Here is a 13753-nt window from a genome sequence, read left to right as displayed (position 1 = left end):
ACTTGGAGCCCCTTCTCGTGCGCACCCGCGTCACCACAACAGCGCTCACGCTCATGGCGGCAGGACTCATCCCGCTGGCTCTGCCCGCCACGGCGTCAGCCGCGCCCGCCCGATACACCGACGACTTCAACGGCGACGGCTACCGCGACGTCGCCGTGGGAATGCCGGAGAAGACCATCAACGGCAAGAAGCGCGCCGGAGCGGTCCTGGTGACCTTCGGCTCGGCCTCCGGGCTCACCGAGAAGCGGGTGTACGTCACCCAGAACTCCTCAGGTGTCCCCGGCGACGCGGAGACGGAGGATCTGTTCGGTACCGACCTCTCCAGCGGAGATCTGGACGGCGACGGGTACGCCGACCTGCTGGTCACCAGCGAGGGCGAGAGCGTCGGCGACCTGTCCCTGCGCGGAGCCGTCACCGTGCTGTGGGGCGGCCCCACGCCCTTTGGCGGCGGCGCGAACCTCGCCGACCCGGGCGCCTACGACCAGCAGTTCTTCGGTTCCGACACCGTGGTGGGTGATTTCGTGGGCGATGCCTCACCCGAGGTGGTGGTCGCGGACGCCTCAGGACTCTGGCTGCTCGACGGGACCTTCAGCCGTACGTCCCTGCCGACAGCGAAGCCGCTTGAGGGCCGCAACAGCAACAACTGGGTGGGCTTCGGCCAGTTGGCGGCGGGGAACTTCTCGGGCGGCGGCAAGGACGAGCTCGCCGTGACCGTTCCCGGCACCACCGTGATCTACGGCAGTGGCCCGACGGGCGAGTCCTCGGAGCTCCACGACCGCGCGACGCTCCCGGGCGGCACCACCTCGGCGGCGGGCGACGTGAACGGCGACGGCGCCGACGACCTCGCCGTGAGCCTGCCGAGCCCCGACCTGGACAGCAACGGAATCACGGACCCGAGCAGCGAAGCGGGTTACGTCATGGTCTTCCACGGCGTCGAAGGAGCCGACGCCACCGGCGGCCTCAGCCGCACCCGCCACATCTACCACCAGGGCACCGCAGGCATCCCGGGCGCCAACGAGGCCGGGGACCAGTTCGGCGCCGACCTCTCCATCGCCGACGTCACCGGGGACGGCCGGGCTGAGCTGGCGGTAGGTGTCTCGTACGAGTCCCTGGACGGTCGCACCCGCGCCGGCGACATCCTGCTGCTGCGCGGCGCGGCCACCGGTCTGACCACGACCGGCGCGAAGCGCTTCTCGCAGAACACCGCCGGGGTACCGGGCGCCGCGGAGTCGAACGACGTGTTCGGCTCTCAGGTCCGGCTCGCCGACTTCGACCGCGACGGCAAGGCCGACCTCGCGGCGACGGCTCCGTACGAGGACTCCGGGAGCGGGGCGGTGTGGCAGCTGCACGGGGCGGGCGCGGGGATCTCGGCGTCCGGGGCCGACGTCTTCAGCGCGGCGGACTACGGCCTTGCGGCCGGCTCGCAGCTGGGCGACGCGATCACTGAGTGAGTGGCCGGGGCATGCGCGGGGGCAACCCTTGTCCAACCCCAGGTGTCACACAGGTGAACCAGCGCGACTGGGTCGCTGCGTCTGACCGCCGGTCACCTCACCCTGGCCATGAACAAGTTGGAGTCTCTGTGCCTCTGCGCGCCCGAACCGTCGCCCTGGCCGCGGCCACCGCCCTGGCGGCCACCGCCCTCACCATCCCCCTCGCGGCCACCGCCACCGCCGCCCCCGCGCCCGCTCCCCTCACCGCCGACTTCAACGGGGACGGATTCGAAGACCTCTTTGTCGGCGTCCCCAGCGGCAGTGTCAGCGGCAAGGCCAAGGCCGGGTACGTCAGCGTGGTGTTCGGCGGGGAGTACGGGCCCGGGCCGCATGGTGTGCGGCGGATCACCCAGGCCACCGTCGAGGTGCCCGGCACCCCGGAGGCCGGGGACAAGTTCGGCGGCTCCGTCGTCGCCGCGCACGTCGACGACGACAAGTACGCCGACCTCGTCATCGGCGCCCCCGGCGAGGACATCGACGCCAAGACCGACGCCGGGTCCGTGACCGTCCTCTACGGCACCGGCGACGGTTTCGCCACGGCCAACACCGCGGGGCGCGGCGCGAAGACCGGCGACGTGTTCGGAAACGCCCTCGCCGCCGCCGACTTCACCGGTGACACCGACGTCGACCTCGCCATCGGCGGCAAGGACCAGGTCGTCGCCAACCTCAACCCGCTCACCGCCGACACCCAGCCGGTCATGGCCGACCGCATGGGCGGCCGGGCCCCGGTCCTGACGACCGGCGACTTCAACAACGACAAGCTCCCCGACCTCGCCCTCGGCTACTACACGAAGAACCAGCCCTACACCCAGTCCCACCTCCGCCTCTACGGCTGGAACAAGGAGGAGGGCGCCATGGCCAACTTCTGGAACAACTCCAACGGCGCCGCGAACGCCCTCGCGTCCGGTGACTTCAACGGCGACGGCTTCGACGACCTCGCCGTCGGCAACTGCCGCGAGATCGCCGACGAGAACATCGACGACCCGTGCGGCCCGGAGGAGCTCGCCAAGGGCGGCGGCATCCACATCCGCTTCGGCGACGCCAACGGCAGCTTCGGCTGGGAACAGCAGACGTTCAACCAGGACACCGCGGGCATGCCCGGCGTCGCCGAGACCGGTGACGGCTTCGGTGACGCGCTCGCCGTGGCGGACATCGACGCCGACGGCCACGACGACCTGATCGCGGGCGCCCCCGGCGAGGCCATCGGCAGCGCGGCGAAGGCGGGCAGCGTCACCGTCCTGAAGGGCGGCGAGATGGGCCTGACCGACCCGGCGGGCGCGGCGAACCCCGGAACGGTCGCCTACCAGCAGAATTCCCCCGACATCCTGGGCGTCGCGCAGGCAGGCGACCTCTTCGGGGCGGCGCTCGCCTTCGGTGACCACAACGGCGACGGCGTCCCCGACCTGTCCGTCGCGGCGCCCGGCGAGAACTCCGCCGCGGGCGGCGTCTGGGATCTGCCCGGCGCCAAGGCGGGCGGCTCGGTCGTCACCCCGAACTCGCTGGGCCTTCCCGCCTCGTTGGACCCGTACGCGTACGGAGCGGTGCTCGGCCGCTGACGGGCCCCAGCAGCACCAGGGACCCTGGGGCAAACCCCTCAGGGTCCCCCTAGGGGTTGTCACAGGTCAGCGGCAAAGCCTCTCTCCTCCCGGGGAGGGACGACCCGGGCCCTCCAGACCAGGTACGTTCGATTCGTGGCTGGATTCAGGATCGGACGCGGCCGGGACAACCGCACCCCGCAAGCGCGACCCCAACAACGACCGCGGCAGGAGCCGTACGGGCAGCAGGCCCCCCAGGGCCAGCAGCCCCCGTACGGCTACCCTCAGCCGTCCTCGCAGCAGTACGGCGGGCAGCAGCCGCCGTACGGCCGGCCCCAGGGCGGACAGCCCCAGGGCGGCCGCGGCCAGGGCGGGTACGGCGGACAGCAATGGCCGCAGGCGGGCGGCAACCACGGCAACCACGGGGAGCCGGAGTACTTCGGCGGGCAGGCGGGCCCGGGGCAGGGCGGTCAGGGCGGCTTCGATCCGTACGCCGCCAACAACCCCGGTCACACCCAGGCCTTCTCCGTGGGCGAGGACCCGTACAACCAGGGCGACACCTATCGCGCGGGCCAGGCTCCCGCGCCGGTGGGACCGCGCCTGCACTGGAAGGACCTGCTGCGCGGCATCGTGCTGCGCCCGGGGCCGACCTTCCTCCAGATGCGGGACTACGCGATGTGGGCGCCTGCCGTCATCGTGACGTTCCTCTACGGCCTGCTCGCGATCTTCGGCTTCGACGGCGCCCGCGAGGACGCCATCAGCGCCACGCTCTCCACGGCCGTGCCGTACGTCCTGACGACGGCCGTCGCGATCACGATCAGTGCCTTCATCCTGGGCGTGGTCACGCACACCCTCGCCCGCCAGCTCGGCGGCGACGGCGCGTGGCAGCCGACGGTCGGCCTCTCCATGCTGATCATGTCCATCACGGACGCGCCCCGCGTGGTCGTCGCGATGTTCCTCGGCGGCGGTCAGCCCTTCGTCCAGCTGCTCGGCTGGGTGACCTGGGTCGCGGCCGGTGCGCTGCTCACGGCGATGGTGAGCAAGTCGCACGACCTGCCGTGGCCGAAGGCGCTCGGCGCGGCGTCGATCCAGCTGCTCGCACTGCTCGCGATCATCAAGCTCGGCACGTTCTAGCGGCGTGCGACCAGAGAAGGGCCCCGGCGGATCACTCCGCCGGGGCCCTTCTTTCTCGTCTCCGGCTGCTCAGGCGTCGAGCACCTGACCGGCACGCCGCACGACGGGAGCTTCGACGCTCCACGGGAAGTTGATCCAGTCGTCGGTGCGCTTCCAGACGTACTCGCACTTCACGAGCGACTGCGACTTCTCGTAGATGACGGCGGACCGCACCTCCGCCACGTGGTCGAGGCAGAAGTCGTGCACGAGCTTCAGCGTCTTGCCGGTGTCGGCGACGTCGTCCGCGATGAGCACCTTCTTGTCGGTGAAGTCGATCGCGTTCGGCACGGGCGCCAGCATGACGGGCATTTCCAGGGTCGTCCCGACGCCCGTGTAGAACTCCACGTTGACCAGGTGGATGTTCTTGCAGTCGAGCGCGTACGCGAGCCCGCCCGCGACGAAGACGCCACCTCGGGCGATGGAGATGATGATGTCGGGCTGGTAGCCGTCGTCGGCGATCATCTGCGCGAGCTCGCGCACCGCGCCGCCGAACTTCTCGTACGTAAGGTTCTCGCGCACGTCACTCATGCTGGATGTCACACCTGTGTCCGATGGAAATTGAGGAAGGAACGGGAGGCGGTGGGGCCTCGCTGTCCCTGGTATCGCGATCCGTAACGCTCCGAGCCGTAAGGCGCCTCGGAGGGCGAGGTCATGCGGAACAGGCAGAGCTGCCCGATCTTCATGCCCGGCCAGAGCTTGATGGGCAGCGTCGCGAGATTCGAGAGTTCCAGCGTCACGTGCCCGGAGAAACCGGGGTCGATGAAGCCGGCCGTGGAATGTGTCACAAGACCGAGCCGCCCCAGGCTGGACTTCCCCTCCAGCCTGCTCGCGAGGTCGTCGGGCAGGCTGATGACCTCGTACGTCGAGGCCAGCACGAACTCGCCGGGGTGCAGGATGAACGGCTCGTCGCCCTCGGGCTCCACGAGCCGCGTCAGGTCGGCCTGCTCCACGGAGGGGTCGATGTGGGGGTAACGGTGGTTCTCGAACACCCGGAAGTAGCGGTCGAGCCGCACATCGATGCTTGAGGGCTGCACCATGGATTCGTCGTACGGATCGATCCGTACTCGTCCGGCGTCGATCTCGGCCCGGATGTCCTTGTCTGAGAGAAGCACGCACCGAGGATACGCAGAGCGCGCGGGCCCGCCCCAATCGGACGGTCCCGCGCGCTGTCGTTCTCCGCTCTCCCCCGTGCCCTCGCTACCGCTTCTGCGACGCGACCGGCACGGCATGCCGCAATCGGGCGCATCGTGGGCAGCGGATGAGCCGGCCGGGTCCGAGCCGGTCGGCCTTCTGCATCGGGAACGAAGCAGTGCTGAACACGTGCCCTTCGGCACAGCGGACGACGGTGTGGTCCATCAAGTCCTTGAGTCCCTTCCCCAAAGCCGTGGTTGCGCTCGTGGCTCGCCGTGGTCCGCCCGCGAGCGGGACGGCGACGAAAGGCCACATTACGGGACGAATAGGGCGCCCCTCCAGGCGGCACTCCGGCCACTCACGGTACGCCCCAACTCCCGCGCCCCGCAGCGCCATCCACGCCCCGGACAGCACAAAGACCCCGCGGCAAAAGCGCCCGGGGCCTGGGATGAGGTAGAGTGTGCGACGTTACGACACCGCCACAGACGGCGTCTTTCGCGGGTGTAGTTTAGTGGTAGAACATCAGCTTCCCAAGCTGAGAGTGCGAGTTCGATTCTCGTCACCCGCTCCACAGTTCGGACAGTTGAGGCCCAGGTCAGCGACCTGGGCCTTTTTGTGCGCCCAGTTCCTGGAGGACCGCGCCGAGTTGTTCGGGGGTCAGTGCCGCTTCGGGGAGCGGGGGCGTGGGTGGGGTGGCGCGGAGCCCGGACAGGAGCAGGGTCAGGGGGCGGTGCCAGGCGTCGGGGGTGGTGGCCGACGTGAGGGCCGGGATGGCGCGGCCCAGCGCCGCCAGCGCGAACAGGACGTCCTCGGTGGTGACGTCCGCACGGATCGTGCCCTGCTCGCGGCCCCGGCCCAGCAGGACGTCCATCGTCTCGCGGTTGTGGGCGTGCACGGCCTGCAGCGCCTCGACGCCCTCCAGGTGCGTGGTCATGAGGTCGTTGGTGCCGCGGTCCGCGGCCAGCGTGACGAAGACGGCCCGGAGGTATGCGTTCAGCGCCGCCCACGCGTCCGGCGCCGTCCGCGCCTCCTCCCCCGCGGTCATCGTCCCCGTCAGGACGTCACGGAAGACGGCGTCGACGAGGGCCGCGCGGGTCGGGAAGTTCCGGTACAGCGTCGCGTTCCCCACGCCCGCCCGGCGCGCGATCACGTCCAGCGGCGCCTCCAGACCCTGCTCCGCGAAGACCTCGCGGGCCGCCCCCACCAGGAGATCCCAGTTGCGTCGCGCATCGCGTCGCCGTGGGGGCGTCGCACGGTGTGAGCCGCCGGTCATCGTCACTCTCCCTGCCGAGCGGGCACCACTTCCCGTTCGGCAGGGATGCTATCGGTGGGAACCGTCAGCCGAACTGGCCCGGCTGGTAGTCCCCCGCCGGCTGCTGGACCATCACGTTCACCCGGTTGTAGACGTTGATCAGGGCGATGAGCGACACGAGGGCCGCAAGCTGGGTCTCGTCGTAGTGCTTGGCGGCGTTCGCCCAGGCCTCGTCCGTGACCCCGCCCGCCGCGTCGGCGATCCGGGTGCCCTGCTCGGTGAGCTCGAGGGCGGCGCGCTCGGCGTCGGTGAACACCTTGGCCTCGCGCCAGGCGGCGACGAGGTTGAGACGCGTCGAGGTCTCGCCCGCGTGCGTGGCGTCCTTGGTGTGCATGTCGGTGCAGAAACCGCAGCCGTTGATCTGACTCGCGCGGATCTTCACCAGTTCCTGTGTCGCCGGGGGCAGCGCCGAGTCGGACACGACCTTGCCCGCCGCGTTGATGTGCTTGAGGACCTTGCCCGCGAGCGGGCTGCCGAACAGGTTCAGACGAGCTTCCATGGTGATCTCCTATGCCGCATCCGATGCTTCCACCCCTCTGACGGATGCGCTCGGCAAGTTGTGACAGCGGCAGGACAACTCAGTTCCGCGGTCCCCCTACCGGAGGGGTGCGCGTTACAGTCGGGTTTTCCTGTGAGTTCAACTAAATGGGGGGTTTTTCATGGCGCTGTTCGGAAACGCGCACACGATCGATCCGATGACCGCGCAGCAGGACTACGCGCGTCTGCTGGGCCACGGCGAGCAGGTCCAGGCCGCGTTCCTGCTGATACGCGACACCATGCTCTTCACCGACCGGCGCCTCGTCCTCGTCGACAAGCAGGGGATAACCGGCAAGAAGGTCGAGTACCACTCGGTCCCCTACCGCAGCATCACGCACTTCGCGGTGGAGACCGCCGGGCACTTCGACCTCGACGCCGAGCTGAAGATCTGGATCTCCGGCACCCCCGAGCCCATCCAGAAGACCTTCACCAAGGGCGTCGACATCTACGAGGTGCAGGCGATCCTCACGCAGTACGTGGCGCGCTGACGCCGTTCGCCCTACGAACCCCCGTGGTTCGTAGGGCGAAACCCGCCCCGGTCTCAGGCCGAGGGCACGCGGTCCAGGAAGCCGTGCACGGTGCGGATGCGGCCGTCGTCGGCGAGCGTGATGACGTCGAAGCCGGCGACGGGCGCGGAACCGTCGGCCACCGACACCAGTTCCCAGCCGAATCGCGCGATGTGGTGGTGGCCGTCGACCGCCCCCGTCAGCCGGAACTCGAAGCCGGGGAACTGCTCGTGCGCTCCCGCGATCACCGCGGCGAGGCTCTCGTGCCCGGAGACGTCGGCCAGCGGGTCCGTGTAGCTGCCGTCCTCGCTCCAGGCCGCCGCCACGGCCTTGGCCGGCTCATCGGCGCCCTGCGCGTTCCAGGCCTCGAAGTAGCGGGCGACGGCGGTCTCGTAGGCGGAAGTGTCGTGTGCGGACATGGCGGGTGCCTCCTGCGGCTCGGTCATCCGGGGTGTTCCTTCGATGACTTGAGCCTGCCGTGCGGCACGGATCGGGTCGATTACGTCAGGGGTAATGCCGGGCCACGCGCGCCGCCCGCCGCCTTCTCACCCACGGGTGACTGTGCTTGCCTAAGGGGCTGTTTCGGTCGCCTGAACGGGAGTTGGCGTATGCGCAAGCCGTGGATCGGTGGGGTACTGGCCGCTGTGCTGCTTCTCGGCGCGTGCGGTGACCCCGGTTCCGGGGGTACGTCGGGCGACGCTCCAGAGCCTCCCGCCGCCGCGCGGAGCTCCGACGCCGGGCGCGACGAACCCGCCGCCGAGCCGTCCGCCGCGCGGCCCTCCTCGCCGCCCTCGTCCACCACCCGGCAGCGCGCCGCCGAGAAGCCACGGGGCGCGGGCGCCCCGAAGGTGCTCTACCTCGGCGACTCCCTCGCCATGGAGAACCAGAACGTCCTCGGCGACCTGCTCCGCGCCGACCTCGGCGCGCGCTACCGCAGTGCGCCCTACTCCGGCACCACCCTGTGCGACTACCTCGACGGCACCGGCGACGACTCCCTCGTCCCCGACAAGGACAAGGCCGCCGCGCTGGTCCGCGCGGAACGGCCCGACTATGTGGTGCTCCAGTTCTGGGGCAACGCGTGGGGCTACACGCCCTGCATGGACGGCATCACGTACGACAAGGCCCGCCAGAAGTACTTCGACCGGTACGCCGCCGACGCGAGGGCTCTGGCCTCGCGGATCCATGGTGCGGGCGGGTCCGGGGCCGACCGGCCCCGCATCGTGTGGGTCCTCCAGGGCCCCGACCCGATCACGCCGGACCGCGTGCGGCGCGTCAACGAGATCTACGCGGCGCAGGCCGAGGCCTCGGGCGATGTGATCGCCGACGCGGGCCGCGCCGTCGCCCCCGCCTCGGGGCGCTACACCTGGGTGGAGAAGCTTCCGTGCACCGCGTACGAGAAGTCACATCCGGCCTACTGCACGGATTCCGGCCGTACGGCCTTGCACCGGGGGGACGACTACCTGCACTTCTGCCTGGCGCCGACCACGCCCAAGTCCCGGCCCTGCCCGGCCCGTTCGCCGGGCATCCGCCGGATGGCGGCGGAGATCGTCCGGGCCGTCGCCTCGGCGCGGTAGCGCCCCGACGGCACGGAGACCGGGCTCACCCGTTCGGCTCAAGCCCGCTCGCGAGGCACCTGGCGCCGGCACACGCTGTGAACTCCTGACCGACGAAGAAAGGGAGCCCATGAGCAGCGGAGCGAGCAACCCGCGGGGAGAGAGCCCCTGGGCGTCGGGCGGCACGATGTTCGCGGGTGTCCTGATGCTGGTCAGCGGCATCCTCGGCATCCTCGAAGGCATCGCGGGCATCGCCAAGGACGACGTCTACTCGCGCATCGGTGACTACGTCTACAAGTTCAACCTCACGACGTGGGGCTGGATCCATCTGATCCTCGGCATCCTGGTCGCCGTCGCCGGCTACGGAATCCTCAAGGGCGCGGCCTGGGCCAAGGCGTGCGGTGTCGCACTCGCCTCGCTCTACGTGATCCTGCACTTCATGTGGCTGCCCTACCAGCCGATCTGGGCGCTGATCGCCATCGCGATCGGCACCTTCGTCATCTGGGCGCTGTGCACGGACCGCTCGGACCGTGACGACCGCCATGGCGGCCCGGGAGCGCCGGGCGGCTGGGAGCCCCGCAAGACCTCCAACGGGCCTGGCCCGTTCGCCGAGGGCTCGGCCGGCGCCGACCCCGGCCCCCGCCGCACCCCGCCTCCCACCACCTGACCGAGAGCGAGGCGGGGACCGTCCCGGAGGGCCCATGACCGACACGACGATGTCCGGCCGCGGGCCCCGCCGCGAGCCCGGCCGCGGGCCCTCCCCCTGGACGCCGCAGGCCCGCGCCCTGCTCCCGCTCGTCCTGCCCGCCCTGCTCGTCGGCGTCGGGTCCAGCCTGATCCTGCTGCTGCTCGGCTTCGTCGCCGAGCGGTTGCAGGATCTTCTGTGGGACGTGCTGCCGGACGCGGTCGGGGTGTCCGGCACGTCGGCCGGGTGGATCATGGCCGTGCTCACCGCGGCGGGCCTGCTCGTCGGGCTGATCGTGTGGAAGGTCCCGGGGCACGCGGGGCCCGACCCCGCGACACTCGGCCTGGTCGATCCGCCGCTGCCGCTGCGGGTGCTGCCCGGCATCGCGCTCGCCGTCATCGTGGGGCTCGCGGGCGGGGTCAGTCTCGGCCCGGAGAACCCGATCACGGCGATCAACATCGCCCTCGCGTACACGCTCGGCATGGCGGCCATGCCCCGTACGCCCGCCACGGACTGGATCATGCTCGCCGCCGCGGGGACGATCGGCGCCCTCTTCGGTACGCCGGTCGCGGCGGCGCTCATCCTCTCCGAGATCGTGCTCGGCAACGACCCTCGCCCGCTGTGGGACCGGCTGTTCGCGCCGCTGGTCGCGGCGGGCGCGGGAGCGCTGACGACCGTCCTGATCGCGCACCCCACGTTCCAGATCGACATCGCGCCGTACGACGGGCCGCACTGGGGCGACATCCTCTCCGCGATGATCATCAGCACCGCGGCGGCGGCTTTCGGACTGTGCGCGGTGTACGTCTTCCCTTACCTGCACCGCGTCTTCCGCCGGCTCGGGCACCCCGTGCTCATGCTGACGGTGGGCGGTCTCGTGCTCGGCGCCCTGGGCGCGCTCGGCGGGCACCTCACGCTCTTCAAGGGCCTGGACGAGATGAAGGAGCTGACCGCGCAGGCATCCGGCCACGACGCGGGCAATCTGCTGCTGCTCGCCCTGGTCAAGCTCCTCGCGCTCTGCGTGGCCGCCACCTGCGGCTTCCGGGGCGGGCGGATCTTCCCCGCGGTCTTCGTGGGCGTGGCGCTCGGCATGTTCGCGCACGCGCTCGTCGACGCGGTGCCGCCCGCTCTCGCGATCACCTGCGCCATCCTCGGCGTGCTGCTCGCCACGACGCGGCAGGGCTGGCTGAGCCTGTTCACGGCGGCCGTCGTGGTGATGGACCTCGCCGTGCTGCCGGTCCTGTGCGTGGCGGCCCTGCCCGCTTGGCTGCTGGTGACGGGGCGCCCGGAGATGCTGATCGAGGAGAGCGGGGAGAGCGGGGAGACCAAGAAGGACCGGACGCAGACGGCGGGTTGAGCCCCACCGCCGACAGCTCGCCGAAGAGCCGCCGGCCCTCAGAACGGCGCCGGGCCTCCGTTCGCCGCGACGGCGTCACGCACCGCGCGGACGAACGCGTCGATGCGCGGGGTGCCCGCGGCGGCCGTACGCCAGATCAGCGCGACGTCGGCGGACGCCACGTCGTCCAGGGGCACGAAGACGATGTCCGGCCGCGCGTAGTACTGCTCCACGGAAGCGACGACCGGCGACACCCCCTGGCCCGTGGCCACCAGCGTCATCAGCTCCTGGAACCCGGCGACGGACGGGCCGCGGCGGATCGTGAGGCCGCTGGGGGTGCGGGGCGGGATGTGGAAGTCCCACCAGTAGGCGGGCGCGCCGTTCACGACACCGAAGAAGGTCTCGCCCGCGCACTCTTCCAGGGAGACGCTGTCGCGCCCCGCGAAGCGGTGGCCGAGCGGCACGGCGAGCCTGCGGGGTTCGTTGATGACGACGGGGCCGACCGTGAGGTCCGGCTCCTCGACGGGCAGGCAGGTGAACAGCACGTCGGCGTCGCCGCCGCGGAGCGCGCCGAGCGGGTCGCCGAACTGGGTCTCCCGCATCCGCACGTCGCAGCGCGGGCAGCGCTCACGGAACGTTCCCAGGATCGCCGAGGTCAGCGAGCCCGCGCCCGATCCGAGGAAGGCGACGGTCAGTTCGCCCTCGACGCCACGCGCCACGTCCTTGGCGCGGGCGACCGCGGCCTCCATCCGCAGGTGCAGGGGTGCCAGGTCCTCGTACAACTGCCTTCCCAGCGGCGACATCTCGACCCTGCGGCTGGTGCGCTCGAAGAGCGGGGCGCCGATCTTGCGCTCCAGTTTCTTGACGGTCTGGCTGACGCGGGCCTGGGAGAGGAGGAGGCGTTCGGCGGTGCGGCCGAAGTGGAGTTCCTCGGCGAGGGTCAGGAAGGTCTCAAGCTCTTGCCGTTCCATGGTCCAGCGCCACCCCGTCCGCCTCTGACCTGCATCTATAAGTCTGAGCGCACCAATCGTTGCACGGATCGTCGTTGATCGGGGGCCGGCGGGGGCGGATCTTTGAGGAGTCCGGCCGACGGACTCCTTCACCACTTTCGATCCCTCTCGACTCCCCTGGAGAATCAGATGCTTTCACGTACTCGTACTTCCGTCGTCGCCGCCACCGCCGCGCTCGCTCTGACCGCCGGTCTCGCGGTGACGGGGGCCCACGCCTCGGGCTCGAAGCCGGGCCCCGGGTCCTCCGGGCCTGCCTGGACCGCCGCCTGGGCCGCGTCGCCGCAGCGCGCGAGCACGGGCTTCAAGCCCAACTGGTCGGAGGACGGCTTCTCCGGCCAGACCCTGCGCCAGGTCGTCCGCGTCACCGAGGGCGGCGACAGAGCCCGTATCCGGCTCTCCAACGCGTACGGAACGTCGCCGCTGCACATCGCGGGGGCGACCATCGCGCGGTCGAAGAAGGGGGCTGCGGTCGAGGAGGGGTCGGTGCGGCGCCTCACGTTCGACGGGAGGCAGTCGGTCGCGATACCGGCGCACGGTCAACTCTCCAGTGACGCGGCGGGGTTGCGGCTGAAGCCGTTCGAGTCGGTGACCGTGACCCTGCATCTGGCCCGTACGACGGGTCCTGCGACCTTCCACGCGCAGTCGTTCGCGACGAGTTACCGGGCGCAGGGGGATCGGCTCGGGGAGGCCGGGGCGGGGGCTTTCGACGAGTCGACGGAGTCCTGGTACTTCCTGTCGGGGGTGGATGTGGGCGCGCGTGCGGGTGGCGACCGGGCTCGGCGCGGCGGGGGCGGGATCGTTCTCTTCGGCGACTCCATCACCGACGGCTTCGCCTCCTCCACCGACCTCAACCGCCGGTGGTCCGACGCCCTGGCCGAGCGCCTCGCCAAGGCGGGCACGCCCCGGCCCGTCCTGAACGCGGGCATCGGCGGCAACCTCGTCCTCAACGACTCGGCCTGGTACGGGGAGCGGGGTACGGCCCGCTTCGGGCGGGACGCGTTGGACCTGCCGGGGGTGGGGACCGTGATCGTCCTTGAGGGCCTGAACGACATCGGGTTCAGCGAGAGCGATACGCCCACGTACAAGCCCGCGCCGGAGGTGAGTGCCTCGGAACTCATCGCGGGGCACCGGAAGTTGATCCGGGCCGCGAAGGCGAAGGGGGTGCGGGTGGTGGGGGCCACGTTGCTGCCGCTGGGGGGTTCCGACCACTACGGGGAGCGGGCTGCGAAGGTGAGTGACGAGTTCAATTCCTGGGTGCGGAATTCCGGGGAGTACGACGCGGTCGTGGACTTCGACCGGGCGCTGGCTGATCCGGCGGACGGTGAGCGGATTGCTCCGCAGTACGACAGCGGGGATCACCTGCACCCCAATGACGCGGGGTATCGGGCGATGGCCCGCGCGGTGAGCTTGGAAGCGCTTTGATCCCCGACCCCGCCCCTTCCCGGCTGTGACATTTGCGGCTCCGCCGCGGGTCGCTCGGCGCGAGGG

13 protein-coding genes, 1 tRNA gene and 1 pseudogene are annotated in these 13753 nt (G+C 70.8%); 9 read left to right on the top strand and 6 right to left on the bottom strand.

The window, feature by feature from the left end; genetic code table 11:
* Positions 1 to 2 precede the first annotated feature (2 nt).
* From ACWD02_RS27685 to ACWD02_RS27675, 3 genes are all read left to right on the top strand, one after another.
* Complete coding sequence (locus ACWD02_RS27685) at positions 3 to 1451, top strand: FG-GAP-like repeat-containing protein (protein ID WP_451215124.1); 1449 nt, start codon at positions 3 to 5, stop codon at positions 1449 to 1451.
* A gap of 128 nt (positions 1452 to 1579) precedes the next feature.
* On the top strand, positions 1580 to 3046 hold the full coding sequence (locus tag ACWD02_RS27680; RefSeq protein WP_451215123.1) for an FG-GAP-like repeat-containing protein: 1467 nt from the start codon (positions 1580 to 1582) through the stop codon (positions 3044 to 3046).
* Positions 3047 to 3181: 135 nt separating this feature from the next.
* Complete coding sequence (locus ACWD02_RS27675; protein ID WP_451215122.1) at positions 3182 to 4159, top strand: Yip1 family protein; 978 nt, start codon at positions 3182 to 3184, stop codon at positions 4157 to 4159.
* A gap of 69 nt (positions 4160 to 4228) precedes the next feature.
* Here the strand turns inward: ACWD02_RS27675 and ACWD02_RS27670 are convergent, their stop codons facing one another.
* Together ACWD02_RS27670 and dcd are read right to left on the bottom strand one after the other, a co-directional pair.
* Positions 4229 to 4726 carry a phosphoribosyltransferase gene (locus ACWD02_RS27670; RefSeq protein ID WP_451215121.1) on the bottom strand — a complete coding sequence of 166 codons (498 nt, stop codon included), beginning with the start codon at positions 4724 to 4726 and terminating at the stop codon, positions 4229 to 4231.
* Between the two features lie 8 nt (positions 4727 to 4734).
* Entirely contained in the window at positions 4735 to 5310 is a 576-nt protein-coding gene (gene dcd, locus ACWD02_RS27665) for a dCTP deaminase (protein WP_451215120.1), read from the bottom strand.
* A 516-nt stretch (positions 5311 to 5826) separates the two neighbouring features.
* Between dcd and ACWD02_RS27660 the strand changes: the two genes are divergently transcribed.
* Positions 5827 to 5900 (top strand) — tRNA-Gly (locus tag ACWD02_RS27660).
* A 24-nt stretch (positions 5901 to 5924) separates the two neighbouring features.
* Here the strand turns inward: ACWD02_RS27660 and ACWD02_RS27655 are convergent.
* Together ACWD02_RS27655 and ACWD02_RS27650 are read right to left on the bottom strand one after the other, a co-directional pair.
* The gene (locus ACWD02_RS27655; RefSeq protein ID WP_451215119.1) at positions 5925 to 6602 is read right to left on the bottom strand and encodes a TetR/AcrR family transcriptional regulator; all 678 of its coding nucleotides are present in this window, start codon (positions 6600 to 6602) and stop codon (positions 5925 to 5927) included.
* A 64-nt stretch (positions 6603 to 6666) separates the two neighbouring features.
* Entirely contained in the window at positions 6667 to 7140 is a 474-nt protein-coding gene (locus tag ACWD02_RS27650) for a carboxymuconolactone decarboxylase family protein (RefSeq protein ID WP_451215118.1), read from the bottom strand.
* A gap of 160 nt (positions 7141 to 7300) precedes the next feature.
* On the opposite strand from ACWD02_RS27650, the gene ACWD02_RS27645 reads away from it, so the two are divergent.
* Positions 7301 to 7666 carry a PH domain-containing protein gene (locus ACWD02_RS27645; RefSeq protein ID WP_160506205.1) on the top strand — a complete coding sequence of 122 codons (366 nt, stop codon included), beginning with the start codon at positions 7301 to 7303 and terminating at the stop codon, positions 7664 to 7666.
* A gap of 53 nt (positions 7667 to 7719) precedes the next feature.
* On the opposite strand, the gene ACWD02_RS27640 is transcribed toward ACWD02_RS27645, so the two are convergent.
* Positions 7720 to 8103, bottom strand: a complete 384-nt coding sequence (locus ACWD02_RS27640; protein ID WP_451215337.1) for a nuclear transport factor 2 family protein — start codon at positions 8101 to 8103, stop codon at positions 7720 to 7722.
* 189 nt (positions 8104 to 8292) lie between these two features.
* Here ACWD02_RS27640 and ACWD02_RS27635 point away from each other — a divergent pair, with 189 nt between their 5' ends.
* The 3 genes and pseudogenes from ACWD02_RS27635 to ACWD02_RS27625 all read left to right on the top strand — a co-directional run bounded on the left by ACWD02_RS27635 (position 8293) and on the right by ACWD02_RS27625 (position 11276).
* The gene (locus ACWD02_RS27635; RefSeq protein WP_451215117.1) at positions 8293 to 9258 is read left to right on the top strand and encodes an SGNH/GDSL hydrolase family protein; all 966 of its coding nucleotides are present in this window, start codon (positions 8293 to 8295) and stop codon (positions 9256 to 9258) included.
* A gap of 109 nt (positions 9259 to 9367) precedes the next feature.
* Positions 9368 to 9763 (top strand): annotated as a pseudogene (locus tag ACWD02_RS27630) (DUF7144 family membrane protein); the annotation flags it as partial.
* Positions 9764 to 9938: 175 nt separating this feature from the next.
* Positions 9939 to 11276 (top strand): ion channel protein, encoded by a 1338-nt coding sequence (locus tag ACWD02_RS27625; protein WP_451215116.1) that lies wholly within the window; start codon positions 9939 to 9941, stop codon positions 11274 to 11276.
* A 38-nt stretch (positions 11277 to 11314) separates the two neighbouring features.
* Here the strand turns inward: ACWD02_RS27625 and ACWD02_RS27620 are convergent, their stop codons facing one another.
* Positions 11315 to 12226: a LysR family transcriptional regulator gene (locus tag ACWD02_RS27620; RefSeq protein ID WP_451215115.1), complete on the bottom strand. Its 912-nt coding sequence runs from the start codon at positions 12224 to 12226 to the stop codon at positions 11315 to 11317.
* Positions 12227 to 12394: 168 nt separating this feature from the next.
* On the opposite strand from ACWD02_RS27620, the gene ACWD02_RS27615 reads away from it, so the two are divergent.
* Positions 12395 to 13687 (top strand): SGNH/GDSL hydrolase family protein, encoded by a 1293-nt coding sequence (locus tag ACWD02_RS27615; protein WP_451215114.1) that lies wholly within the window; start codon positions 12395 to 12397, stop codon positions 13685 to 13687.
* The last annotated feature ends 66 nt before the right edge of the window (positions 13688 to 13753 follow it).

Source organism: Streptomyces sp. NPDC002853 (genome assembly GCF_053591915.1).
The sequence above is the reverse complement of the archived record's forward strand: the minus strand, read 5'-3'. Positions and strand labels throughout refer to the sequence as shown.

What these genes read in the sequence shown, in the direction of transcription:
- ACWD02_RS27645 (WP_160506205.1), top strand. Translation starts at nt 7,301, where the DNA reads ATGGCGCTGTTCGGAAACGCGCACACGATCGATCCGATGACCGCGCAG.
- ACWD02_RS27670 (WP_451215121.1), bottom strand. Translation starts at nt 4,726, where the DNA reads ATGAGTGACGTGCGCGAGAACCTTACGTACGAGAAGTTCGGCGGCGCG.
- ACWD02_RS27625 (WP_451215116.1), top strand. Translation starts at nt 9,939, where the DNA reads ATGACCGACACGACGATGTCCGGCCGCGGGCCCCGCCGCGAGCCCGGC.
- ACWD02_RS27655 (WP_451215119.1), bottom strand. Translation starts at nt 6,602, where the DNA reads ATGACCGGCGGCTCACACCGTGCGACGCCCCCACGGCGACGCGATGCG.
- ACWD02_RS27620 (WP_451215115.1), bottom strand. Translation starts at nt 12,226, where the DNA reads ATGGAACGGCAAGAGCTTGAGACCTTCCTGACCCTCGCCGAGGAACTC.
- ACWD02_RS27615 (WP_451215114.1), top strand. Translation starts at nt 12,395, where the DNA reads ATGCTTTCACGTACTCGTACTTCCGTCGTCGCCGCCACCGCCGCGCTC.
- ACWD02_RS27640 (WP_451215337.1), bottom strand. Translation starts at nt 8,103, where the DNA reads ATGTCCGCACACGACACTTCCGCCTACGAGACCGCCGTCGCCCGCTAC.
- ACWD02_RS27635 (WP_451215117.1), top strand. Translation starts at nt 8,293, where the DNA reads ATGCGCAAGCCGTGGATCGGTGGGGTACTGGCCGCTGTGCTGCTTCTC.
- ACWD02_RS27650 (WP_451215118.1), bottom strand. Translation starts at nt 7,140, where the DNA reads ATGGAAGCTCGTCTGAACCTGTTCGGCAGCCCGCTCGCGGGCAAGGTC.